Raw genomic sequence first — 25,608 nt, forward strand, 5'->3', positions numbered from 1 at the left:
ATTTGCTGCCTGCCTGTAGCCCAAAATAACCCAAGGAAAGCCTTGTTTCTTAAGCCACAGAAGGTGTTCGCTGCATCGCGCTACCCAAGTCACATACTGATGTAGGCTCCTTGGATACCTTCACTTGCGCCTAACTGTAACCCAAATAATTGCATTTTGAGTTACAGAAGACTCTCTGCATTGCACTACCCAAGTTACATATTAATACATGCAACTCAAGATTAACTATTATATATGGTAACTACTTCTTACCACGAGCTAATGGAAGGTTTTCACCTGCCCAGCCAGCAATCCCTTCTTTTAGGACAAAAACTTTTTCAAAACCGTATTGCGCAAGTTGCTCAGCAGGTTTAGCTGATTCCATTCCACTCGCAGAAACAATAATGACGGGTTTCTGTTTATGTTTTTCTAATTCGCCTAAATTGTTATCTTTAATTTCAGACGGTGTTAAGTTAATAGAATCAATTATATGCCCTTTGCGGAAATCGTCACGAGTACGCAAATCCACAACAACTGCCTCTTCTTTATTAATCAGTGTAATCGCCTGTGAACGAGCAATCACTTTCGTTTTAGAGAAAAGACCTTTAAAAGTCATTACGACCACAGCAACTAATAACGCTATCCAAACCAGACTCAATAACATGTTCCGGCTTACAAATTGCATGATTTCTTGGATCATGGGGGGCAATCACTCCCGTTAGTTAAAAACGAATATCAAAGGGTTCAGAGTATACCTTTGTGTTGAGCTAATTACAGCCAATTCACACAAACTACAGTGTTTTTTTTGCGGTAAAGCACGCAAAATGAATACCGAACCACTGGAAAATAACATTTGTATCGCGAAACTGTACGCAGACATTTTAACATAAACATGGCTAAACGGGTCTAAGTGATGGATTAAATAGGGGTTCAATAATAAAAAAATGATTGAATACTAGCTATACAAAATAAATCAGTGATAATAAAACTATATAATTTAACTTAATTAACCTTTATCTCAGGGCAAAAATCCGAATTTGTAAATGTTTTCAATACTATTTGTTAGAGAGTGCTGGAAACCATAACTTGCAGATGAAATAATCAGTTATCGTACTTAATTGAGGTGAACTATCACAATGGCCAATATACATCATCGAATGAAAGCATCATTTCTTCGTCAGGCTATTACTGCTCTATTGGGTTTAGGGCTGTTTACTCTCATCCCTGCCCACACCGTATTTGCCAATCAGATCACCGAAAATAAAGGGCAATTACACGATTTACTGAAAAATATTGCCGAAAAAGAAAAAAGTGTTAAAGAACAGCAAGCTAAGCGCTCGGCACTGCTTAATCAACTCAAGCAGCAAGAACAAAGTATTTCGGCTGCTGGCCGTAGTTTGCATGAAACACAAAACCAATTAAAACAATTAGATAAAGAAATAGTTTCATTAAATAATAATATAAAACAACTCCAAATAAAGAAACAACAGCAAGAAAAACTGCTGGCGGACCAACTTGATGCAGCCTTTCGCTTAGGGAAGCATCAAGGGCTTACCTTAATGTTTAAAGGTGAAGAAGGTCAGCGTGAAGAGCGCATTTTAGCCTATTACAGTTATTTAAATCAGGCTCGTGAAAAAAACATTGCCGCACTGGAAGAAACAACTCAAACGCTACAAGAACAAAAGCAACTGGAACAGAAAAAACAAGCGGAACAAAAAACAACTCTTGCGCGTCAACAGCAAGAAAAGCGCAAACTCGATAATGCCCGAGCTTCGCGCCAAAAAACATTAAATGCGCTCGAAAGCACATTAAAAGAGGACCAAAAAAACCTTGCGGTTCTAAAACAAAACGAAGCAAGGCTACGAGACAAAATTGCACGTGCTGAGCGGGAAGCAAAAGCAAGAGCTGAGCGAGAAGCCCGTGAAGCTGCTCGTATCCGTGCACAAGTAGCAGAAAAAGAACGCCAAGCAAAACAAAAAGGTTCAACTTATAAACCGTCAGAAAGTGAACGCTCACTTATGTCTCGAACAGGTGGATTAGGGCGCCCTGCTGGGCAAGCAATTTGGCCAGTTCGCGGTTCATTACTGCATAACTATGGTGATGTTATCTCTAGTGAATTACGCTGGAAAGGTATGGTTATTGCGGCAAATGAAGGCACGCAAGTAAAAGCCATTGCAGATGGCAGAGTGTTACTGGCCGACTGGCTACAAGGTTATGGGCTGGTTGTGGTCGTTGAACATGGTAAAGGTGATATGAGCCTTTATGGATATAACCAAAGCGCATTAGTGAATGTTGGCCAAGAAGTTCGAGCGGGTCAGCCTATTGCCTTAGTCGGTAGTAGTGGTGGCCAAGAACGCCCTGCTTTGTACTTTGAAATCCGTAGACAAGGTAAAACCGTAAACCCTCGACCTTGGTTGGGCCGATAGCAAAACGTTAAATTTAAAAGATTAGGATAAAATTATGTTGAAGTACTTACCCTTTAGATTACTCATTGGATGTTCTTTGTTAATGGTGTGTCTACAGGTGAGTGCTGCAAAACTGGCTATCGTTATTGATGACTTTGGTTACCGAGTCAAAGAAGATAACCAAATTTTAGCGTTACCAGCCGCGGTCACTATTGCTATCTTACCAAGCTCTCCACACGGTCGTGAAGTGGCAGAAAAGGCCCATCAGCAAGGGCGGGATATTTTAATCCACATGCCAATGAAGCCATTGAGTAACCAGCCCTTAGAAAAAGATACATTATCCCCCTCAATGAGTGCAGAGGATATTGACCAACTCATTAAGAATGCGATTAAACGGGTACCCTATGCAAAAGGTATGAATAATCATATGGGTAGCGAGATGACATCGAGCTTACCGGGGATGCGTAATGTCATGCACAGCCTGTCACAATCGAATTTATTTTTCTTAGATAGTGTCACCATTGGTAATACACAAGTGAAAAATGCGGCGAAAGAATACGGTGTGCCAACCTTACGCCGCCATATTTTTATCGATAACCACCAATCGGAAGAAGAAACCCGCAGTCAACTTAACAAAGCCGTTGCCTATGCACGTAAACATGGCAGTGCCGTTGCGATTGGCCACCCTCACCCATCCACAGTACGTGCTTTGCAAAAGTACCTTCCACAGCTCCCTGCGGATATTGAACTTGTTGCGGTTAGTTCGCTGCTTAGCCCACAACCAGCCGATAAACAACCTGCAAAATCACTCAGAATGCTATCGGAAGAAGCGAAGCAACCACAAAATAGTGAATCTTCCACTCCGCCATCCGCAACACCGGAAGAAGAAGTACAAGTACAACCCGAGCCCGAACAAGAGGTGACAACGGTTGAAGCTCCCCCCGCAGAATTAGGTCTTTGCGAGTTTGAAACACCAAAGAATAAACTACAAGGAATTGATTTTATTATGTTTGTAGTCGAAGGGATTTATCACGACAAGGCCTTACAACCTCTTTTATTAAAAGACTAAACAACCCAAGTCATAAGCTATTCAACAGGTGGTAGTCCCCTTCTGGCGTGGAAATAATGCAGAAGGGGAAAAGGGGCATTACGTTATAAAAGTTAATCCCAATTTAATATAACTTTACCAGACTGCCCTGAGCACATGATATCAAAGCCTTTTTGGAACTCGTCAATCGGAAATTGGTGAGTAATAATCGGTGATAAATCTAACCCTGATTGTACTAGGGTCGCCATTTTGTACCATGTTTCGAACATTTCCCGGCCATAGATCCCTTTAATAAACAGCCCCTTGAATATGACTTGGCTCCAATCCGTCGCCATCGAAGCTGGGGGGATCCCTAATAATGCAATTCGCCCACCGTGGTTCATGGTATCTAACATGGTTTGAAAAGCGGCTGGGGCACCTGAAACCTCTAATGCGACATCAAAGCCTTCTTTCATACCAAGTTCGTTCATTACATCTTTTAAATTTTCACGACTGACATTGACCGCTCGTGACACCCCCATTTTTTTCGCTAATTCAAGACGATAGTCATTAACATCTGTGATCACAACATGGCGGGCACCAACGTGTCGGCAAACTGCGGCAGCCATAATACCGATAGGGCCCGCGCCTGAAACCAGAACATCTTCCCCAACCAAATCAAAGGATAGTGCGGTATGAACTGCATTGCCAAAAGGGTCAAAAATAGCGGCAATTTCATCAGGGATATTATCGGGAATTTTAAAGGCATTGAATGCGGGGATAACTAGGTATTCAGCAAAGCAGCCAGTACGGTTGACCCCCACGCCTATAGTATTACGGCAAAGATGGGTACGGCCACCACGACAGTTTCGGCAATGACCACAGGTAATATGCCCCTCACCAGAGACCCGGTCACCAATATTAAAACCTTTCACTTCCTGCCCAATGGCAACAATTTCCCCTATATATTCATGACCGACCACCATAGGGACAGGGATCGTTTTTTGCGACCATTCATCCCAGTTATAGATATGGACATCCGTACCACAAATAGCGGTTTTACGAATTTTTATCATCACATCATTGTGCCCAAGTTCCGGTTTAGGAACATCTGTCATCCATATACCTGGCTCTGCTTTTAATTTGGACAGTGCTTTCATAGACGGCCTTATTATTTGATTATGTTTAGTTTTTTACCTATGCGGGTGAATGCTTCAACGGCGTGTAAAATATCCTCCTTACTATGTGCTGCAGACATTTGGGTACGTATCCTAGCTTGGCCTTGCGGCACAACAGGATAGAAAAAGCCGGTAACATAAATGCCTTCATTAAGAAGCTCTTTGGCGAATACTTGGGCTAACTTCGCATCCCCTAACATAACGGGGATAATTGCGTGATCAGCCCCCGCGAGCGTAAAACCAGCCAATGTCATTTTCTCCCTAAATAACATGGCGTTATTCCATAACTTCTCACGTAAATGTTGCCCTTCACTCATCATATCGATGACTTTAATGGATGCAGCAACAATGGCTGGCGCAAGGGAATTGGAAAATAAATACGGGCGAGAACGCTGACGTAACCATTCAACGACCTCTTTTCTCGCAGCGGTATACCCACCAGATGCTCCCCCCAGTGCTTTTCCTAATGTTCCTGTAATAATATCGACGCGCCCCATGACATTGCAGTACTCATGGCTACCACGGCCATTTTCCCCCACAAAGCCGACTGCGTGAGAATCATCAACCATGACTAAAGCTTGATATTCATCAGCAAGGTCGCAAATTGACTGAAGGTCAGCGATGACACCGTCCATCGAAAATACGCCATCTGTGGCAATTAGAATATGCCGAGCCCCCGCGCTTTTCGCTTCTTCAAGACGTGTTTTTAACTCGGCCATGTTGTTATTACTATAACGGTAACGTTTTGCTTTACTTAGCCTGACACCATCAATAATTGAAGCATGATTTAATGCATCTGAAATAATTGCATCTTCAGGCCCTAGTAATGTTTCAAATAACCCACCGTTTGCGTCAAAACAAGAAGAATACAAAATAGCATCTTCCATACCAAGAAAGTCAGCGAGCTTGTGTTCGAGAACCTTATGGCTGTCTTGGGTACCACAAATAAACCGTACAGAAGCCATTCCAAAACCATGGCTATCCATTCCTTGCTTTGCCGCCTCAATCAATGCAGGATGGTTCGCCAGCCCAAGGTAGTTATTTGCGCAAAAGTTAATCACTCGCTGGCCACCGATAATTTCAATGTCAGCATCTTGTGAAGTGGTAATGATGCGTTCATTTTTAAATAACCCATCCGCTTCAATTTGCACCAATTGGTCTTGGATCTGCTGGTAAAATTTATCTGACATGATTTGTTCCTGTATAATGACTATTAATAGAGTTTAATAATAGTCTCTGTTGGTAGCGACATTCACAGCACAAATAAGTTAAGTTTGTAGGCAAGATCACGATAATGGCCTTGTTCTGATTAACACACTAGTTCAAATCTCTATTAACAATACTGCTGTCGATGGAAAGAGGTGTTATTATAGTCACCCATTGTTATTCTATTTTTTTAACCCATTTGAGGTATATCCAATGATCATAGTCACTGGTGGAGCTGGCTTTATTGGCAGCAATATTATTAGAGCTCTAAACGCAATTGGCCGCACAGATATCCTAGTAGTCGATAATCTGAAAGATGGCACTAAATTTGCCAACCTTGTTGACCTTGATATTGCCGATTACGCAGACAAAGAAGATTTTATTGTTAGTATCATTGCCGGTGATGATTTCGGCGATGTGGACGCGGTATTCCATGAAGGTGCTTGCTCATCAACCACTGAGTGGGATGGCAAATATATGATGGATAATAACTATCAATATTCTAAAGAGTTACTACACTACTGTTTAGAGCGGGAAATTCCCTTCTTATACGCCTCATCAGCGGCGACATATGGCGGCCGTAGCGATAATTTTATCGAAGAGCGCCAATTTGAAAAACCGTTGAATGTATATGGCTATTCAAAATTCCAGTTTGACCAATACGTTCGCGAAATTTTGCCTGAAGCGGGTTCGCAAGTCTGTGGCTTCCGTTATTTCAACGTCTATGGGCCAAATGAAAACCATAAAGGCAGCATGGCAAGCGTTGCTTATCACCTAAATAAGCAAATTAATGAAGGGCAAAGTCCAAAACTGTTCGAAGGTAGCGATGGTTTCCGCCGTGACTTTATTTATGTCGGTGATGTAGCCGCGGTTAACTTGTGGTTCTGGGAAAATAATGTTTCAGGTATTTTTAACTGCGGTACAGGGCGAGCGGAATCTTTCCAAGCCGTTGCTGATGCAGTCACTGAATTCCACAAAGATAAAAATGTCGCTATCGAATATATTGAATTCCCTGAAAAATTAAAAGGCCGCTACCAAAGCTTCACACAAGCTGACCTCACTAAGCTACGTGCCGCCGGCTATACTGCACCATTTAAGACGGTTGCAGAAGGTGTTGCTGAATATATGCAATGGCTAAATAAAGACGCGTAATTATTATTTATGAAAATATTGGTGATCGGCCCTTCTTGGGTAGGGGATATGATGATGTCACAGAGCCTTTATCGCACAATAAAGGCGTTACAGCCCCATGCGCAGATTGATGTGATGGCGCCACAATGGTGTCGCCCTTTACTTGCCAAAATGCCCGAAGTCAGTAACGCAATTCCTATGCCGCTAGGCCATGGGGCACTTGAAATTGGTGAACGTCGTCGATTAGGCAAAAGTTTGCAAGCAAATGGCTATGATCAAGCTATTGTGTTACCCAATTCTTTGAAGTCTGCATTTGTGCCTTTCTTTGCAAGAATCCCCAAAAGAACCGGGTGGCGGGGAGAAATGCGCTATGGCCTACTCAATGATATTCGCCCGCTAAATAAAGACGCTTTTCCTTTAATGGTGCAGCGATATGTTGCTCTAGCTTATGATAAGCAAACTATTCAATCAGCTTCCGATATTCCGACACCAATTTTACCGCCTAAACTGGTGACAGTGCCGCAAGAAGTCACTGAAACCCTGCAAACTTTTGGGGTTGATGGTTCTCGCCCTATTATTGGTTTTTGCCCTGGTGCAGAGTTCGGGCCAGCCAAACGTTGGCCTCACTATCACTACGCTTCTCTCGCTCAAACATTAATTAGCGAAAAAGGCTATCAGGTGCTGCTATTTGGTTCACAAAAAGACCACGAAGCCGGTGAAGCCATTCGTTTAGAGCTGACTGATGATGCGAAATTACATTGCCATAATTTTTCAGGAAAAACATCTTTAGAACAAGCTGTGAATCTGATCGATGCCTGTACTGCCGTTGTCAGTAATGACTCTGGTTTGATGCATGTCGCAGCAGCGCTAGGTAAACCTCTTGTCGCCTTATATGGCCCAAGTAGCCCTGATTTCACCCCGCCATTATCAGATAAAGCAGAAGTGATCCGCCTAATTACGGGGTATCACAAAGTGCGTAAAGGTGACGGTGAAAGTGGTTATCACCAAAGTTTGATTGATATCCAACCTCAATTAGTTATCGATGCGTTAGCTCGGTTAAATATAGGTATTGAATAATGAGAGTATTATTAGTCAAGACATCTTCAATGGGAGATGTTTTACACTCATTACCAGCACTGACCGATGCACAACAAGCCATACCCGGTATCCAATTTGATTGGGTCGTTGAGGAAGGCTTCGCGCAAATTCCGACATGGCACAGTGCCGTTAACCAAGTGATCCCTGTGGCCATTCGCCGCTGGCGAAAAAATTGGTTTTCTGCACCGATCAGGGCCGAACGCGCAGAATTTCGCAAGAAATTACAAGCAACACAGTATGACGCCATCATTGATGCTCAAGGGTTATTAAAGAGCGCTTTTCTTGTCACCCGTTTAGCAAAGGGTGACAAACATGGGTACGACCGCCATAGTATTCGCGAGCCGTTAGCCAGTTGGTTCTATGACCACCGTTATGCAATTAGTAAACAACAACATGCTGTCGAACGCATCCGCCAACTGTTTGCCAAAAGCCTTAATTATGATTGCCCAACACAGCAAGGGGATTACGCCATTGCACGCCATTTTTTACAATCATCTGAAGATGGGCAAAGCCCTTACGTCGTCTTTTTGCATTCAACAACCCGCGATGATAAACACTGGCCAGAAGAAAACTGGCGAGAACTCATTAGCTTAATGGCGAATAGTGGTATTCAAATTAAACTGCCGTGGGGTGCGCCTCATGAGCAACAACGTGCAGAGCGGTTAGCGAAAGGCTTTGATTTTGTCGAGGTATTGCCAAAACTGACTTTAGCTGAGGTTGCACAACAAATTGCTAATGCTAAAGCGGTGGTTTCTGTCGATACTGGGCTTAGCCATTTAACTGCTGCCTTGGATAAACCCAATTTCACCCTGTTTGGGCCCACTGACCCGGGGTTGATTGGGGGATATGGGCAAGGGCAGCATGAAATTAAGTCTATTAATAATATGATGATATCTATTGAGCCCGTGAAGGTATTTAATCACCTAAAAGTGGTTATTTAGATATATTTCCTATACTTTAATTTCCATAAATAACATAAACCAGTATAGCTTATCGGCAAACCTTATGAATAAATCAATAACTATCGTGACTGCCTTTTTTGATATTGGTAGAGGTAATTGGAAAAAACGAAATAATAGCTCTGAGAAATTTGACCGTACAAATGAAACATATTTTAGTTATTTCAAAAAGTTAGCAAAATTAGAGAACAACGTTATTATCTTTACATCACCAGATTTAAAAGGAAAAATATTATCTTTAAGGGATGGTAAACCCACTCAGATCATTACGCTCGATATCCACAAAAAGTTCAAATTTATCTTAAAAAAGATATCAGATATCCAAAATAGTAGCTCATTTAAAGGGTTAATTGACCCTAGTTTAATCAATAACCCTGAATATTGGTCAAGTGAATATATTTTAGTCACTAATTTAAAAGTTTTTTTTGTAAAAAAGGCTATCGAAATGCAACGTATAGATAGCGAATTAGTAGCATGGATTGATTTTGGTTATATACGAAACAATAAAACACTATATGGAGTTAGTGATTGGTATCATCCCTTTAACAAAGACAAAGTACATTTTTTTACTATCAAAGATACTTTAGACTTATCAAATGAGCAGGCTGTACTACATGCTGTTTTAAACAATGACCCCCATATTATTGGTGGCGTACTCGTTGCGAGTATAGAAAAATGGCCTGAGTTTTATAAACTCGTATCTAAAACACAAAAGGATTTTATAAAATCAGGCATCATTGATGATGATCAGGGCGTTTTTTTAACCTGTGCAAGTCAAAATGCTCATCTTTTCCAATTAAATTTTCTAGGACGGATGAAATGGTTTAGGACTTTTAGATTATTCCATAAAGGCTCAAAAATTAATTACTTAATACGTTTAGGCATCTTACTAAGAATAATTAAATAACGAAATATGGTTGACTTATAAAAAATTGTCTTGAAAGCCAATGAAGAGCCCCAAAAAAGTTGGACAACCAATTACTGGGGGTCACTTCACTAGGCGGTTTTCTCTATTTCTCTGGTGCAATAAACCCAAAGCACATGGTTTCAGGTGCAGCATCCGGTTCAGAACGGTAAATCACATCTTCTTTTTCTATCGTAAATTGCGGCCAAAACTTACGTACTTTAGCAAAGTTCTCATGGGCACAATCATCATATTTTTTGCCGAGTAGCAATGCACCATGCTGGCGAATTTCCGCTTCGGTAATATCACGATTATATACATTTGGTGGCATATGTTTTTCCATCGACCAAGGTTGGATCACATGCGGCCTATCTTTTGCGTAAATGATAAACCATTGATACTGGTTATCTTCCCCACCAACATATTTAACTGGCGTACCATATCGCTGATACCAACGTTGCTCACCTTCTGCAATCAGGTCTTTGACACCAATAAATTTTTGCCCTGCTCCACGGATGTTTGCCGCTTGCACCGTGATATACCCGACTAACACTAAAGCACCAAAAACGGCAAAGCCCACTAATGATTTTTTAAAGGGTTTTTTCGGCAGCACCGTGATCGAACCAACAAATAACGGTGCGCAAACGGCCATAAATGGTTGTAACCATTCGGTGATCCGACCGCCATCATGGAATGAAAACCAGCCATAAATCACAATAAGTGGAAATAAGATAATAAAATTAGCCATTCTATTGGCAATAGGTTTCGGCCAGCCTAACTTACCGCCACCACGATAAACGATCACAGCAGCAATGATTAGTGGGTAAAAAACACTAAGCGCAGCTTGAGTTGTATGCAAATTGAAACCAGGGTCAATTTGCGAATCAACCCATTTAAACGCAGAAAAATCACTCGCCATTAACCAAAAGAAATTCGGTAATACCAGCCCAAACCAAAGGGCAATTGCGAGATAAAACACGGGGTGGCGATAACTTTGGCGAACCTGCTTTACAAATAGTGTTAACAAGAAAACAGAGCCAACTAAAGCTAAAGTTGAGTATTTCCCCATCGTGGCCAACCCTGCAAACAAGGCAAAAGGTAGCCACCATGCAGGGTTGTCATCTACAGCGCGTAGAAAGAAGTAAATAGTCCATGGCCATAAAGTCACTAAAATATAGTTATCATTATATGGAATGATATCGAAATTAATTACACCTGATAAATTTAACATCAGCATCGCAAACCAAGCTAGGTCACGACGCCCTGTTAAATGAAAAGCGAGTTTCCACACACCAAGCAAACCAAATGCAATACCCGCAAAATGGATAAAATACCAATAGAAGCTATATGATATCCCTAAATAAATTGCAGGCCACATCAATACCCCAACAAACCATGGGTTTTTAGGGGAGCCCCATTCGCCATTCATTCCCCAATTCACTGCTTCTACAGTGTCATAAGGTACCGTTGGGTCAAAATAGAAACTCGCTAAGATCCAAGCGATAGCGTAGCCTATAACCCATAGATAGACATATTTATTTGATATTGATTGATTGATAGCAGGCATATAGTCTTAAAAGATAAGAAAAAATTTCAACATTCCATTTGGGTGCGACTTCAAGTGCAATAAACCAAACTAGAACGGCTCAATAATAAACGGTGCAGTCTACTATAGTTTAGGAATAATACTAAGGTATGCCATGAAATATTCACAGTTTATTGCTGTAATGTTCAAGTTTCTACTCGAGAAAAGACTTTATTGACGACTATTGTTCTTTCGGAGGCAAATAAGGTTGCAGTAATTTCAAGAGGCGCTGTAAGGCCCCTTGATTTTCATGCAGCACTTCTGCAGCATGTCGACCATAATATAACCGGTAATCTTCATCAGAAAGCAAACTGGTCACTGCTTGAACCATCGATTCACTATCTGTTACCGTAATTAAACCATCTGCTTGTTTTAATTTCCCACAGATATCTTTGAAATTGAACGTATGAGGCCCCATTAAAACAGGTAAAGCATGAGCAGCGGCTTCAAGAGGGTTATGCCCCCCTGTTTCAACTAAACTTCCCCCGACAAATGCAATATCCGCAATACCGTATAGCAGCATTAACTCCCCCATCGTATCGCCAATAACCACTTGTATATCAGATGTTGGGACAGTATTGGCACTACGGCGAATAAATGTTAAACCTGCTTTTTGAGTGAGTTCCTCTGCTTTGGCAAAACGTTCAGGATGACGAGGAACCAGAATTAATAGTAAGTCAGGAAAGCGGGCTAACAATTTTTGATGTGTTTCTAATACAATTGCTTCTTCACCTTCGTGTGTACTCGTAGCAATCCAAACAGGGCGGTGAGCAGCCCATTGCCTACGCAATGTTATTGCCCTAACAGCCAATTCAGGTGTCACAGAAATATCGAACTTTAAGCTCCCCGTCACATTCAGTTGCATTCGCCTTAACCCAAGTTGAACAAAACGCTCGCCATCCTCCTGGTGCTGGGCAGCAACTATCGTGACATTACGCAGCATCCGTTTTACAAAATTGCCGAGCTTTTGATACCCCCGAGCGGAACGCTCAGATAACCGTGCATTGGCAATAACCAAAGGAATTTTACGTTTATGGAGCTGATTTATCATGTTTGGCCATAACTCAGTTTCCATGATAATCACAAGTTTAGGGTCTACTTGTTTAAGAAAACGGCGCATTGAACCGGGAAGGTCATAAGGCAAGTAAACGTGGTCAACATCATCACCAAAAGCAGAAAGTACACGCTCAGAGCCAGTTGGCGTCATCGTCGTCACAGTAATTGGTAATGAGGGATAGTGATGGCGAAGTGCGCGAACAAGAGGAACCGCCGCGAGAGTCTCCCCAACAGAGACTGAATGGAGCAAAATACCTTGAGGCCTTACTTTCCCCGCGCAAAAACCATAGCGCTCGCCCCACCGTTTACGATACGCAGGCGCTTTACGGCTGCGCAGCAATAGGCGAACCCATATAAATGGCTGGATAAGATAAAGAAGTACCTGATATAAACGCAGCAATAACATTCGTTCTGATTCACTTACCAAAATTGGCGCTATCTTAGCATAAAGCTCAAATAAAAGTGTGCAGAATATGCACCTAAAAATGATAACAGACCACTATCTACAGTTGCAACCATGCCAGATAGCCGATAATGTTAATTACTATCAACGCTTATTCATGCTGTTTTTTAGAATAAGTAATAGCAAACAAAGAGATACTATCGCCATGAAACACAAGGCTATTTACCCTGGTACGTTTGACCCGGTTACATCTGGACATGTTGATATTGTTACTCGTGCAGCAGCAATGTTTGACCATGTCCTACTCGCTATTGCTAATAGCCAACGAAAGAACCCAATGTTCTCACTTGATGAACGTGTTGCTCTTGCTAAAGAAGTCACTTCTCATCTTAATAATGTAGAAGTCGTTGGTTTTTCTGAACTAATGGCAAATTTTGCACAAAAGAATGGGGCCAATATTCTTATTCGAGGTGTTCGCTCGGTCGCCGATTTTGAGTATGAGTGGCAACTGGCAAATATGAACCGCCACTTTGTGCCGGATTTAGAAACCGTATTTTTATTACCATCACAAAGTTTATCCTTTGTTTCTTCATCTTTAATAAAGGATGTTGCACTTCATGATGGTGATATTTCTTCTTTCTTGCCCCCAGTCGTTGCTGAGGCAATGTTAAAGAAGCTCAATAAAAAATAGTAAGTACCCACTACTTTTGGCATTGCGGGCAAAAAAAGGTGCTACGTTGGCCCTGTTTAATACTTTCAATTGGTGTTCCACACATTGAACAGGGTTCGCCTTTTTTGCCATACACGAACAGCTCTTGAGCAAAGTAGCCCGGCTTACCATCCGATTGCAAAAAATCTTTCAACGTTGTGCCACCTTGTTCGATAGAGCGCTGTAAAACTTTTTTAATTTGTTGAACTAATTCAGCAACCTCTTCCAAAGTTAGTGTATTGGTAATTTTTTCGGGTGAAATTTTTGCCGCAAATAAGGCTTCATTAGCATAAATATTACCAACACCAACTACAACTTTGTTATCCATTAACCAAGGCTTGATAGCAACTTTCTTTTTTTGAGCTAATTCATAAAGATAGTGAGGATTAAAAGCATCAGATAGCGGTTCAGGGCCTAAATGCGCAAGTACAGAGCTGGTTTCTAAGTCATCACACCAAAGCCAAGCGCCGAAACGCCGAGGGTCGGTATAGCGAAGTACTTTGCCATCACGCATAATGAGGTCTACATGGTCATGTTTTTCTTCAGGTAATTCTTCCGTTAAAATTCGGACACTACCAGACATACCAAGATGCACAATAATCCACCCTGTTTGCAATTCAATCAGCAAATATTTTGCACGGCGTTGAACACTCAAAACCGCTTCATCTGATAAACTTTTAATTTGTTCACTAACTGGCCAACGTAAACGACCGTTACGTACAATGGCATAAGATATTGTATTACCAACCAAATGGGGTTCGATACCACGACGGCTTGTTTCGACTTCTGGTAGTTCTGGCATGCTTTATACCTATATTGACCCAATTAAAAAGTACACTGTATCAAATACCTATTCTAAGGCACCACCTGTTATAACACGAAGCTGAACACTTTGGTAAATAAGCTGATTGATATTTAAGTACCGATTCATAAACAGAAGTTATCATAAAGTATTTACATTTAAAGCACTTTCCCTCATGATAAATAAGTGTAATTTATTAATATAAAAACTTTGGGTAATCAGCATAAACTGTTAAATAGAGTAAAGGCTATTTTGTGAATATAAATAACAATGTCACCAATCAACTCCCTTTTTTATTATTATTTTTAGTCACTTTAGGAATGTTTACCAATGATACCCAAGGCGTATTAAATTTTTCTGCTGCTTTACTTTTTATATATACCTTATACTCAATTTTTAAATATAAAATTAATATTAAAAATGACCTTATTACATTAATCAAAAATAGGAAAATACTTTTTTTATTTGGGGCCTGGGGGTTATTATGTGCGGTCATTTTCACCTATCCAAGCTTCACTCATGAGGCCGTTAAAGAGTTTTTTAATGACTGGCGCTATATTGTCATTATTACATTGTTTTTAATCGTTTTTAAAAAAGAGATGTCAAAATCAAATAAAACGATTATTTATGCCCTTATTGCTACCCTTGCGTTTACTATTTTTATCATCCCCATACTAAAACAATTTAAAAATAGTCAGTTGCCTCTATACCTACAACTTAGGTATGGCTTTGCGCACTATATGACATTACTATTCCCATTCACTTTCAGTGCTGTTTTTTTATTTAAAAAAATATTACTTAAATTGTTAATGTTGACCCTATCTGCCTGTGCATTTTTATTCCTACTCTATACTGGAAGTCGTGGTGGAGCATTGGCTGTCGTGATAGAAGCATTTATGATTTTATGTTTATTATCAGCAAACTACAAGAAGTTCCTTATTAATATAATTAGCCTTGGCGTATTAGCTGTAGCTATTGTTTTTACTTCTTATCATTACATCCCACAGGTAAAAAATAAAATAAACCAATCTTTATATTCTGAAAACTTAACATCTAACCGTGATAAAATCATTGAAACACGCTACCCTATTTTTACACAAAGCCTTGCTAGTCAGCTTGCTGGTGTTGGTTATGGTTCTGTCGCGTACAATCAGTTCTTACTTGATAATAAAGCCCCAACTAACCAAGGTGGAATGGGATATTCACGTAAGTCAGGTGAGTCTTTCTATAACAATGATGAGCCCTTTTTCTTAAATATCATCTATAACATTGGTTTTATTGGCTTAGTTTTATTTTTATCTGCATTTTTCATTAATATGAAAGACCTATTAAAAGACATTCGAAGGGGAAAAAATATTCTTAATGTTGGGATCTTTGTTTCTTCTATTGGTTACTTTTTGGTGTATTGTCTATTTGAGTTTATCTTTTTAGATATTTTCATCTTATATAATATATTAACTGCCATTTTAGTCAAAAAATGTCTATCGAATTAATTAGATAGATAGTTTTCTCATCAAATACTTTATGGTTGTAATAAGAAAACCAATATAATCGCCATTTCTTCTTAAATGTGATTTTTTTCTTGATAACTGTTTATAACCTTCCGGTTTTAGTAAAGGGACATTTTTCCAAGGGGAGTTATCCCTTGCAGACTCGAAATAAATACACTCTGAATAAAATTTAGCCCATTCATGAAATGGCTTTGTTAAACCGACAAAGTGAATAAAAACAACCTGCTCAGAGATTTTAGGGAGGTCTGATTTTTTGGTTATATGCCAATCTAAAGAAAACATAAAGTTAAAATTCTCACTGATATTGATCACTTTATTATTTAATAAAATATTCAAAGCATCCTGATCTGGGTGCGTAAAGTCATTTTTATTAACCAAATCAATGACTTGATTTGGAATGTTATATTCTGCCATCCTTTTTATCGACATATATAAAAAACCAGAATTAAAATACTTTGACATATCCATGGGTAATGAATTTTTATCGCTACGGAACTTATCTTTAACGGCATATAGATAAGTACTCTCATTAAATTCTAATGAACCCAGATATGATAACTCCCCTTTACAGATAATATCGGCATCCAAGTATAATAGTTTATCAAGCCCTTTTGTTGCTAAGTATGAAATGATAATTAAGCGAAAATATATTGCGGAACTCCAGCCTTTTGATGGTAGAGGTAAAGATTTAAATTTTTCGTTATCAATAAGATATATACTTAACCTATGTTGCGTATGTTCCATTAATTGATGAAACAACCTCTCATCGCTTAAATTATCAACAAAGAGATGAAAGTGGAAAAAATTTTCTTGGTTGTTAAGCAGAATCGAGGAAATCGATGTCCCTACACCGTATAAAAAATTTTCATCTACGCCATATGAAATGTGAAAGTAACATTCATTACTAATGTTGGTATCTGAGTTAATTTCTATCTTTGATTTTATCATCTCATTACATAACATTTTAAGGTTCCTACTCCTCACATTTTTACAACTTCAGATTAGCTAAGCTTAATTGAGTTTTAATAATATACACCAATAGTATAAACTAATTTTGCCCTGATTTATGTTAATTCACTCAGTTTTACGATTATCTCTTTCAATAGAAAAAACCACATATATAACAAATGGTTATATTGAGTATTTTGAGGGGCAAACTGCCAAAACCAGCACTTAGTATCGTATAATTTTATTGCACACCAAATTTGATGACTTGCATTGTGCAATATATCAACAGTAGATGTCTTGACAGACCACGTTTAGTTGAAAAACTCCATGAAATTGTTAAGTCTAAACAGCTAGCTTTAATTTTATTAAACAATTTGGCTGTAATCTATATAAATATTCTGTATTTACACTATAATCGGATTATGGGGTAGCGTTAGGAAAATACTAATCTTAATTATTAGTATTCATAAACCAACTAAATTTTACTTTGCGATATAACAATGAAACAAAGCATTGAGCTAAAAAAATATATACTCATCATACTTGCGCTGGTTATTTTAGCGACATTATCCAAAGTTATGCTGCTCGGCACCGGTAATGCACACCCAACGGTTAGGGAAATAACACTAGTCTGCTTTTTAATTATTATATTAAGCTCATCAAATAAAGCTTATTGGTATATTGGCTTCCCTATTATTATAGTCAATGCACTCTATACACCAATTGGCCTCAACTTTGGGGAGCCAACCTACCAATATATTTCATCTGTAGTCGCTACAGATGCAATGGAGTCCCAAGAATTTTTCACACAAATCCCTATAAAAAATTATCTTTTCGCAATATTTATTATTGTTGCTTTTATTTATTATAGGAAAATGACCATTAAAAACGGCATATTTTTTTATAAAAATAGAACATTGCTTGTTTGCCTAGCCATTATTGCATTGATAAATCAATCCCCTTTTAAATTTTTTGATAATATCTATCACTCTATATTAAATGTAAAAAATGAAGTCAATAACTTAAATGAATTTACTAAAAAAAGTGAATGGGGAGATTCAACATTAAAAGTAGGTACTCCACAATATGATGATTATGTTTTAATTATTGGTGAAAGTGTTCGTCGTGATTATATGAATGCCTACGGCTACCCAATTAAAAACACACCTTTTATTAGTAAGACAAATGGAGTCATTGTTGAAGGATTAACTTCCGGTGGCACTAACACGGTGGCATCTTTGCGAATTATGCTAACCCAATCCCAAAAAGATGAATGGTTACCGAATTATGGCTTAAATTTTGTCGACTTAGCAAAATCAGCAGGGTACAAGGTGTATTGGCTATCAAATCAAGGGTTTCTTGGTGAGTTTGATACACCAATTACATTTATCGCAAAAAGAAGTGATATTAAAAAATTCAATAAAATGGGCGCATTTAATTCTAAAGATACTAGTGATTTTAGTTTAGTAAATGTATTCCAACAAGTGTTAGATGAAAAGGTCAATAAAAAACAAAAGAGACTCTTTGTCATTCATTTATATGGCTCACACCCCGATGCTTGTGCTCGAATTGAAGATTATAAAAATAACTACAGGACTAAAGATAATCAGTTCAATAATATCTCTTGTTATGTTGCTAGTATAGAAAAAACAGATAAAATACTTGGCCTAATTTATAATTCATTAAAAGAGCAACAAAAACAAACTCATCGTAGCTTCTCCATGTTGTATTTTGCTGATCATGGACTTTCTCATTCATTAATAGATGACCAGATTAAATTAAATTTAAGCCATGTTTCGGCAAAAGTATTAAATATCCCACTCATGATGTTTAATTCTGACAGTAACACAAAAGAATATATCAAAGTTCATAAATCAGGGAAATTTTTTACTACAGGATTAGCGAACTGGTTAAACATCAGAAATAATAAAATAGATCCTAACTACACCCTATTTTCTGGGAATGATAACGAATCTATACTGAAAAGCCATTTCAGTAAATTAAGAAGTGGTGAAGATGATGATATTCCTATAGACATAAGGTATAAATAGACTATAAGGTTAGCAAATAAATTTGCTAACCTTCATCTTCACTTAATTAATCTATATTTAATTAAGCTACCTATTCCCTTTAAAATTTTCCCTTGATGGATTTCATGTTTATATCTTTCTTGATATTCAGGCTTCTTTATTGCCAACACTAGTGATTGAGCTTTCCATGGTGAACTATCAAAAGCTATTTTAAATGTTTGGCTTGCAGGGTAATCGACAGCCCAATAATGCCAAGGTTTAGTTGCGCCAGTATAGTGAATTAACTTAGTAGAATCTGTAATATAATCTCTATAATTTATTTTTTCTAGTTCATTTTTTAATGTGTAAATACAGTTATAATCTCTAGAAAGATAAATATTATTACATTTAAATAAAATATTTAATGCATCTTGATCTAAATATTTTAATGGCTTGCCTGTATGATTGTGAGTAATTAATTCAAATGCTTTTTTTGTGAAATTAATACTATCCCATTCTTTCAAATTAAGAAAAATTACTCCGGCATTAAAATATTTATTTTTTATATTTTTTATTCCTAGGCGAGATTCACAAGATTCCTGCATAGCAGGAACATCAGGTATTACAGCTGAAAATTCATCTTTAAATACTATCTTAGTATAATGAGATAAACTTCCTTTACAAAATACATCTGCATCCAAATACAGTATTGATGAAATAGTATCGCATAAATAATCAAAGATAAAAAATCGAAAATAAGTAGCATACGACCATACAGGTGATGTTGGTAATTTTTTTAATTCATCAGAGTTTAAAATATATATATCAATACTCACATTATTATTTAATGCCAACGATTTGAATTTTAACAAAAAATCATCATCAATGAAATCTGTAAATAAATGAAATTTCAATTTAAGATTTCTATTATTTATAATAATAGAGTTCATTGAAATTCCTGAACCAAATAGAAAATTATTATCTACTCCATAAGCAATATTTAATTCTGCTTCAGAATCCTGACTTCCAAATTCTATTTTTTCCTTTATTAAATCCACTCTAGCACCTGTTAGCCTTTTATTTTACTAAAAAAATATTGAATATATCCAATAAACCACTGTAAATATTTTTTTTGCGTTATTTTATGCTTCGCACAGTAACGCAAATGATTACTACTTTTAGCCTTCAGTAACGGAATGTCTTTCCATGGCGATGCATTTTTTGCATTAATAAAGGGCTGAGCTGTTGAGTAATTCGCCCATTCATGCCAAGGCTTAGTTGGGCCAATATAATGAATTAATACCGTTTCTGAAGTAATTGGGTTCTCTTTTTTACCCTTTTGAAGCTCGTAGTTTATACTATATTGGGTATTATATTTTCCATCTAAATAAATAACTTTACCCGTCAGTAGCATATTTAAGATATCTTGATCAAGATACGATATTTTCGCTTTGACTTCTTCTTGAGAAAGTAACTCCATTGCTTTCTCTGATATATTGTACTTAGCCCAATTAACTAAATTAATGACTAAAAAGCCAGCATTAAAATACCCTGATGTAATGCTAGGTACCCCTAAGGCTGTTGCCCTTTTTTCCCACCAAGCCATATCCCTTTCAGGTACCACCGCTGCGATCTCATCACCAGTAAATTGAATACTCAATAATGGTTGCAATGAACCCTGGCACATAATATCCGCATCCATATAGATTATTCTTTCTAGCTGATTTGCAAAATAATCAGCAATAATAAATCTAAAATACGTAGCATATGACCAATTTTTAGTACTTGGCAGTGTTTTTAGTTGTTCGCAATCAACTAAATAAACCTGAATACTGGTTTTATACTGTTCAGCTAGTTGTTGAAAAAGGCGGCTTTGCTCATCGTCAAAATAATCAGTAAAAATATGAAATGAAAAAGAAATATCTCTATTTGTTTTTAATAAAGATGCAATTGAAATTCCACAGCCATATAGAAAATTACGGTCAATCCCATATGAAATATGCAAGCTATCATCACTAACGACCGCGCCAGTTGAGGATAAATCAATTTGCTTTGTTATCGCATTGTCCTTATTGAAAAACATTTAGTTTATCTCTCTTATCTCAATTTCATTTACAATGACTTTCTTATTGTACGTTCTTTAATTTGCTCTGCTTTACTTTCAGCTTTGGCTATTAAGTGCCTTTCCCGCTGCAAAATTGTTCTTAGCGGCAACTCAAAGTATACCTTCATAAACCGAAAAATATCACGCTGAGTTAGCCCAATGTTCAATGAAGAATAATATAACCCAATTAAATCTTTATTGCGCCAACGAATGGGAACCGAATTTCTAAGTTGTGCACGATGTAAGTCAATAACGGATATTTTTAAATCGTCTTCATTGCCCGTAAAAGGTAAATGAAGTAAAAAATGGCAAATATAGCAATCTCGGTGGTTAATACCTGTCGCGTGCATCTTACGTACCATGTCCGCAACCCGACGAATAATCATTTGCTTGGTACGAAATGCCGGAGGCTCATCTAGCCAATTTGCACAATAATCCTCTAAACTCACCGTCGGGGTCAAATCTTCAGTGATAATAAATGAATGTCGGCGAAGAGGGTTAAGCCCTTTTTGCCCGAATGCCCGCCCATTCATAGTATCAACGCCCACTTTAGTAAGTTGATGGATAGCATTCCATTCTCTATCAGCCCCTAAAACAGGTAAACGGAAAGAAAATAGATTTTTTAAAACTTCTTTTAGTGTTGTGCCATAGTGGATCTTTATAAAATAGCTTCGCCCTTCAATTTCAAAACGTAATGTTTTACGCGACTCTAATGCACGGAAGACTTCACCATGTAATTTATCGCTTTCAAAAAATGGATCTTTATTTTTCCATAATTCACTGAAAGGCGTTTTTAATTCAATCATTTGAGCACCCTAAAATAATATCCGCAGCCTTTTCTGGTAGGCTATACAAATCTTCTGTATCTGCAAAATACTGTGCATTTCGAGCCCATTGTACAAGCTGAACAGAATTTTTTAGGCTATTTTCTAATGCTAAGTTTAAAGCTGATTGCTCAAATGGTTCTTTGATAACCATACCGCATTGGGCTTGCTCAATAAATGAAGCGTAACCACATACTTCCGTCACTATAATAGGTAATCCTGCTGTAATAGCTTCTAATAACACAATACCTGCTGCTTCTTGATAAGCTGGATGCATTAATATATCGGCAGCTGCCATTAATTCGGCAATATCATTACGACCACTAAAGAAAGAAACTTGCTGCCCAATCCCAAGTGTTTCAGCTAAACGTTGGTATTTTGCTGGTTTATCTTGCCCAACCACCATCAGCAGCGTATTTTTTTTAATATCTTCAGGGAGCGCAGCAACCGCTTTTAATGTTCTATCAACACCTTTACGCCTAAAATCAGAACCCACTTGCAACAATAAAAATGCAGATTCTGGTATTTGATTTTTTTGGCGATAGACCTGTTTCGCATTCGGTATTTGCTGGTCGTATTTTATACTTTTAGCAATACCTGGAGGAAGCATATGGAAACGTTGGTTCTCTGTCCCATAATGCGTTTTAAAATGGCTAATTTGATGTGGCGTTAACATCAATAATTGGGTGGGCTTACCCACTGCAAAAACAGCTTTTTCAAATGCTGCGTAATGCTTATAACGCGGGGTTAGCTTATAAAAGAAACCTTTTTCTTCCGCAACTTTTTGGGCATAGCACACATCAGCAGCATAATAGATATCTAAGCCCGGCATTTTATTAAAACCGACAATACGGTCTACTGGGTGATGCTGCAAATGGTCTAAAACCCAATGGCAATATTGAGTATTACGGCCATGATTCGTGTTTGATGTCACCGGTACAATGATAATTTCAAAGCCATCAGGCTGATCACCGTCCCATGATTGGGTATACACTCGAACATGGTGACCACGTGACTGGCATTCAGTAGCAATACGCAGAAAATCCCGCTGTAGACCACCATACGGGAAATATTTATATAAGCAGAATGCCACATTCATATTAATACCTTTTCATCATGGAGCGGATATTCATGGGTAACATTTTTTCTGTTGCGTTAATTACATCTAACGCTGGAATAATGGATAAATACTTTTTATTGCGGTCTAGCTCATCTCTGGGTGGCATCGATTCATAGTCACCGGCCCAGAATTGAACAACATTATCACTCCAAGGGCGCCAAAAAATATGATTTGTCGCGCCAAAAAGGCACACGATAGGTGTGTTTACCGCTGCAGCAATATGCATTGGCGCAGAATCCACACCAATAAATAAAGCGGCATGAGCAATAAGAGCCCCTAACTCAGGGAACGTTGTTTTCCCCGCAAGCTCAGTAACAGGTTTTGTATTACAGCCATCTGCAATCTGATTAATACATTCAAGGTCTTCTTTACTCGGCCCTGAAGTCAAAACAACTTGGTAACCACGAGACTGCAGTGCATCAATGACCGCTGAGAACTTTTCATTATCCCAACACTTAAAAAGTTGACGGGCTGTTGGTTGGATAACCACATAGCTACTATGGACGCCTAAGCTTAATAACTTTTCGTCAATATTTTTCCAATCTTGCGCCGAGTATGACATCGTTAGATGCGTTTTTAATTCTTTTATTTCTAACGGCTTAAGTACGGATAAATTATTTACAACAACATGTTCCCCTTCAGGTGGGGTCAAATGAGTAAAACTGTTACGCCAATATTGAGAGTCTCGATGAGTAAATTGATGAGAGATTTTCAATTCAGCAGGGATAGCCCTAACCAATAAGCTAACCAACCACTGATCAGCTAAATTAACAACTAAATCGTATTTATTTTTACGTAGCTTTAGCATTAGCTTGATAAAATTACAGGCTTTACTCAATCCAGAACTATTTTTACTCGCCATGCCATATAAGGCATTGATTTCAGAGTTTTCAGAGAGGATGGGAATGGTATCCTGATAAAGCAAAACATCAATTTCTGCATCAGGATATTGGTGTTTTAATGAGCTGATAACAGGTGTAGTCAGCAGCATGTCCCCATGAAACCTCATCTTGATCACAAGAATTTTTTTAAACTGTTTTTTCACCAGGCACTCTTAATCAGGTCTATATTATGTGTAAAAGACGATAGATATTTGACAACGAATATCATTATTAATTCAATAATTACTAGCTATGTTACTACTTTCAGAATAATGGTCATAGCCTCGAATGCGCATATCCGTAACTAACCAATTTTTAAGCAAAAAAAAACTCAGCCGAAGCTGAGTTTTTAACGCAGATAGCAAAATTACTTGATTTTTGCTTCTTTGTAGATCACATGCTTACGAACAACTGGATCGAATTTTTTCATTTCCAGTTTTTCTGGCATTGTGCGCTTGTTCTTCGTAGTGGTATAGAAATGACCTGTACCTTCAGAAGAGACCAGCTTGATTTTCTCGCGAATACCTTTAGCCATTTTTTAGCTCCTTAGTACTTCTCACCACGGGCACGCAGTTCAGCAAGAACCGCATCAATTCCCTTTTTATCGATCACACGCATACCTTTAGCAGATACACGCAGTGTTACGAAACGTTTCTCAGACTCAACCCAGAAACGGTGAGAGTGCAGGTTTGGCAAAAAACGACGTTTGGTCGCGTTTAATGCGTGTGAACGGTTGTTACCGCTCATTGGACGCTTGCCAGTAACTTGGCAGACTCGTGACATGTCTATTCTCCAAAAATCTAATCAGCTCGAGCTTTTTTGTTCTGGGTATGGCCGCCTCGTCAGGCTTAGGAGCCCATCTCAGCAAACTTTCATTGACTGAAAAAACCGTTTATACCTGAGTAAAAAATTTACTGAGATAGGCCCTTCTCGCCAAACCCAAGATCCTTAAAGGTGGCGTAGTATACGCTTTCAATCGATTTCACTCAAGCCCAACACAACGAAAGTTGTCATTTTTTAGGCAAAAAAATAATTTTATAGCCATCCCCGCTCTACAAATGAGACGCATTGTTTGTGCCCGACTACAAAATGGTCAAGTAATTTCACGCCCATAAGAGAGCAAGCTTGTTGAATTTGTTCAGTAACTTGTTTATCAGCCATACTCGGTTCAGGATTACCCGAAGGATGGTTATGAGCCAGTATAATTGCGCTAGCATTCATTTTAATAGCAAAGCGAATAATTTCCCTCGGATGTACCTCAACTCTATTTAATGTGCCTTTAAACATTTCTTCATGGCAAATAATTTGATTTTGATTATTTAAAAACAAAACAATAAAAACCTCACGCTCCCGGCCCGCAAACAAATCTAACAACTTTGACTTCAATAATTCAGGCCCGCTCATTACATCTTCATGTAAAAATTGCTCAGAAAAAAAACGACGAGCCAATTCACTTATTGCTTGTAACTGTGTAAATTTACAGTTCCCCATACCTTTACACTGCATCAACTTTTCGTAATCAGCTTGGATGAGTAAATATAAGGAACCAAATTCTTTGATCATACGTTTGGCTAACTGTAAAACGGGTTCCCCTTGGCTTCCTGTTCGCAAGAAAATCGCTAATAGTTCCGCATCCGATAATGAGGCGGCCCCGTATGCAAGTAGTTTTTCCCTCGGTGGTAACTCCTGATGTTCTCTCATCCCTTTATTCCTTCGCCCCAAAACCCTTTTCGAACCTTTTTATATAGCTTAGAAAACGTTAACAAGCC

The 25,608-nt window shown here is 38.3% G+C and carries 24 protein-coding genes; 9 read left to right on the forward strand and 15 right to left on the reverse strand.

The genetic code is table 11. The features are described 5' to 3' along the window. Positions 1-241: 241 nt before the first annotated feature. Entirely contained in the window at positions 242-679 is a 438-nt protein-coding gene (locus P3L56_RS20655) for a rhodanese-like domain-containing protein (protein ID WP_042846716.1), read from the reverse strand. A 436-nt stretch (positions 680-1,115) separates the two neighbouring features. Between P3L56_RS20655 and envC the strand changes: the two genes are divergently transcribed. Both envC and P3L56_RS20665 read left to right on the forward strand, forming a co-directional pair. Next, positions 1,116-2,405: a murein hydrolase activator EnvC gene (gene envC / locus P3L56_RS20660; protein WP_272659751.1), complete on the forward strand. Its 1,290-nt coding sequence runs from the start codon at positions 1,116-1,118 to the stop codon at positions 2,403-2,405. A gap of 82 nt (positions 2,406-2,487) precedes the next feature. Continuing rightward, positions 2,488-3,453 carry a divergent polysaccharide deacetylase family protein gene (locus P3L56_RS20665; protein ID WP_242680884.1) on the forward strand — a complete coding sequence of 322 codons (966 nt, stop codon included), beginning with the start codon at positions 2,488-2,490 and terminating at the stop codon, positions 3,451-3,453. A gap of 92 nt (positions 3,454-3,545) precedes the next feature. On the opposite strand, the gene tdh is transcribed toward P3L56_RS20665, so the two are convergent. Together tdh and P3L56_RS20675 are read right to left on the reverse strand one after the other, a co-directional pair. After that, a complete protein-coding gene (gene tdh, locus P3L56_RS20670; protein WP_042846719.1) occupies positions 3,546-4,571 on the reverse strand; it encodes an L-threonine 3-dehydrogenase in 1,026 nt (341 codons plus the stop codon). A gap of 11 nt (positions 4,572-4,582) precedes the next feature. After that, a complete protein-coding gene (locus P3L56_RS20675; RefSeq protein WP_042846721.1) occupies positions 4,583-5,779 on the reverse strand; it encodes a glycine C-acetyltransferase in 1,197 nt (398 codons plus the stop codon). 229 nt (positions 5,780-6,008) lie between these two features. On the opposite strand from P3L56_RS20675, the gene rfaD reads away from it, so the two are divergent. The 4 genes from rfaD (at position 6,009) to P3L56_RS20695 (ending at position 9,890) form a co-directional block, all read left to right on the forward strand. Then, positions 6,009-6,947 carry an ADP-glyceromanno-heptose 6-epimerase gene (gene rfaD, locus P3L56_RS20680; RefSeq protein ID WP_042846722.1) on the forward strand — a complete coding sequence of 313 codons (939 nt, stop codon included), beginning with the start codon at positions 6,009-6,011 and terminating at the stop codon, positions 6,945-6,947. A gap of 9 nt (positions 6,948-6,956) precedes the next feature. After that, positions 6,957-8,003, forward strand: a complete 1,047-nt coding sequence (gene rfaF / locus P3L56_RS20685) for an ADP-heptose--LPS heptosyltransferase RfaF (RefSeq protein ID WP_131680753.1) — start codon at positions 6,957-6,959, stop codon at positions 8,001-8,003. Continuing rightward, a complete protein-coding gene (rfaC, locus tag P3L56_RS20690) occupies positions 8,003-8,965 on the forward strand; it encodes a lipopolysaccharide heptosyltransferase RfaC (RefSeq protein ID WP_071548781.1) in 963 nt (320 codons plus the stop codon). The genes rfaF and rfaC overlap by 1 nt, the downstream gene beginning before the upstream one ends. A 64-nt stretch (positions 8,966-9,029) precedes the next feature. Then, a complete protein-coding gene (locus P3L56_RS20695; protein ID WP_071548782.1) occupies positions 9,030-9,890 on the forward strand; it encodes a WlaTC/HtrL family glycosyltransferase in 861 nt (286 codons plus the stop codon). Between the two features lie 103 nt (positions 9,891-9,993). Here P3L56_RS20695 and P3L56_RS20700 read toward each other — a convergent pair whose 3' ends face one another. Together P3L56_RS20700 and waaA are read right to left on the reverse strand one after the other, a co-directional pair. Further along, positions 9,994-11,454 carry a glycosyltransferase family 39 protein gene (locus P3L56_RS20700; protein ID WP_129467275.1) on the reverse strand — a complete coding sequence of 487 codons (1,461 nt, stop codon included), beginning with the start codon at positions 11,452-11,454 and terminating at the stop codon, positions 9,994-9,996. 199 nt (positions 11,455-11,653) lie between these two features. Further along, positions 11,654-12,934 (reverse strand): lipid IV(A) 3-deoxy-D-manno-octulosonic acid transferase, encoded by a 1,281-nt coding sequence (gene waaA, locus P3L56_RS20705; protein WP_042846726.1) that lies wholly within the window; start codon positions 12,932-12,934, stop codon positions 11,654-11,656. Positions 12,935-13,136: 202 nt separating this feature from the next. On the opposite strand from waaA, the gene coaD reads away from it, so the two are divergent. After that, positions 13,137-13,622 (forward strand): pantetheine-phosphate adenylyltransferase, encoded by a 486-nt coding sequence (gene coaD, locus P3L56_RS20710; protein ID WP_042846826.1) that lies wholly within the window; start codon positions 13,137-13,139, stop codon positions 13,620-13,622. Between the two features lie 10 nt (positions 13,623-13,632). Here coaD and mutM read toward each other — a convergent pair whose 3' ends face one another. Further along, entirely contained in the window at positions 13,633-14,442 is an 810-nt protein-coding gene (mutM, locus tag P3L56_RS20715) for a bifunctional DNA-formamidopyrimidine glycosylase/DNA-(apurinic or apyrimidinic site) lyase (protein ID WP_042846728.1), read from the reverse strand. A gap of 254 nt (positions 14,443-14,696) precedes the next feature. Between mutM and P3L56_RS20720 the strand changes: the two genes are divergently transcribed. Beyond that, positions 14,697-15,935 (forward strand): O-antigen ligase family protein, encoded by a 1,239-nt coding sequence (locus tag P3L56_RS20720; RefSeq protein WP_272659748.1) that lies wholly within the window; start codon positions 14,697-14,699, stop codon positions 15,933-15,935. Here P3L56_RS20720 and P3L56_RS20725 read toward each other — a convergent pair whose 3' ends face one another. Continuing rightward, the gene (locus P3L56_RS20725; protein ID WP_166685533.1) at positions 15,936-16,916 is read right to left on the reverse strand and encodes a glycosyltransferase; all 981 of its coding nucleotides are present in this window, start codon (positions 16,914-16,916) and stop codon (positions 15,936-15,938) included. It lies immediately after the preceding gene. 485 nt (positions 16,917-17,401) lie between these two features. Here P3L56_RS20725 and P3L56_RS20730 point away from each other — a divergent pair, with 485 nt between their 5' ends. Then, on the forward strand, positions 17,402-18,952 hold the full coding sequence (locus P3L56_RS20730; protein ID WP_198861025.1) for a phosphoethanolamine transferase: 1,551 nt from the start codon (positions 17,402-17,404) through the stop codon (positions 18,950-18,952). Positions 18,953-18,990: 38 nt separating this feature from the next. On the opposite strand, the gene P3L56_RS20735 is transcribed toward P3L56_RS20730, so the two are convergent. From P3L56_RS20735 to radC, 8 genes are all read right to left on the reverse strand, one after another. Next, positions 18,991-19,968, reverse strand: a complete 978-nt coding sequence (locus P3L56_RS20735; protein WP_198861026.1) for a glycosyltransferase family 8 protein — start codon at positions 19,966-19,968, stop codon at positions 18,991-18,993. Positions 19,969-19,979: 11 nt separating this feature from the next. After that, positions 19,980-20,993 carry a lipopolysaccharide 3-alpha-galactosyltransferase gene (waaO, locus tag P3L56_RS20740; protein WP_198861027.1) on the reverse strand — a complete coding sequence of 338 codons (1,014 nt, stop codon included), beginning with the start codon at positions 20,991-20,993 and terminating at the stop codon, positions 19,980-19,982. A 29-nt stretch (positions 20,994-21,022) separates the two neighbouring features. Next, a complete protein-coding gene (gene rfaP, locus P3L56_RS20745; protein ID WP_272659746.1) occupies positions 21,023-21,820 on the reverse strand; it encodes a lipopolysaccharide core heptose(I) kinase RfaP in 798 nt (265 codons plus the stop codon). Further along, complete coding sequence (locus tag P3L56_RS20750; protein ID WP_042846736.1) at positions 21,813-22,937, reverse strand: glycosyltransferase family 4 protein; 1,125 nt, start codon at positions 22,935-22,937, stop codon at positions 21,813-21,815. Before P3L56_RS20750 ends, rfaP begins: the two co-directional genes overlap by 8 nt. A gap of 1 nt (position 22,938) precedes the next feature. Next, a complete protein-coding gene (rfaQ, locus tag P3L56_RS20755; RefSeq protein ID WP_166685537.1) occupies positions 22,939-24,003 on the reverse strand; it encodes a lipopolysaccharide core heptosyltransferase RfaQ in 1,065 nt (354 codons plus the stop codon). 203 nt (positions 24,004-24,206) lie between these two features. Continuing rightward, positions 24,207-24,374 (reverse strand): 50S ribosomal protein L33, encoded by a 168-nt coding sequence (gene rpmG / locus P3L56_RS20760; protein ID WP_004924244.1) that lies wholly within the window; start codon positions 24,372-24,374, stop codon positions 24,207-24,209. An 11-nt stretch (positions 24,375-24,385) separates the two neighbouring features. Then, positions 24,386-24,622, reverse strand: a complete 237-nt coding sequence (gene rpmB, locus P3L56_RS20765) for a 50S ribosomal protein L28 (RefSeq protein WP_042846738.1) — start codon at positions 24,620-24,622, stop codon at positions 24,386-24,388. A gap of 252 nt (positions 24,623-24,874) precedes the next feature. Further along, positions 24,875-25,540 carry a RadC family protein gene (radC, locus tag P3L56_RS20770; RefSeq protein WP_042846739.1) on the reverse strand — a complete coding sequence of 222 codons (666 nt, stop codon included), beginning with the start codon at positions 25,538-25,540 and terminating at the stop codon, positions 24,875-24,877. Between the last annotated feature and the right edge of the window lie 68 nt (positions 25,541-25,608).

The sequence above is a fragment of the Providencia sp. PROV024 genome (genome assembly GCF_032709665.1).
Taxonomy (GTDB): Bacteria; Pseudomonadota; Gammaproteobacteria; order Enterobacterales; family Enterobacteriaceae; genus Providencia; species Providencia huashanensis.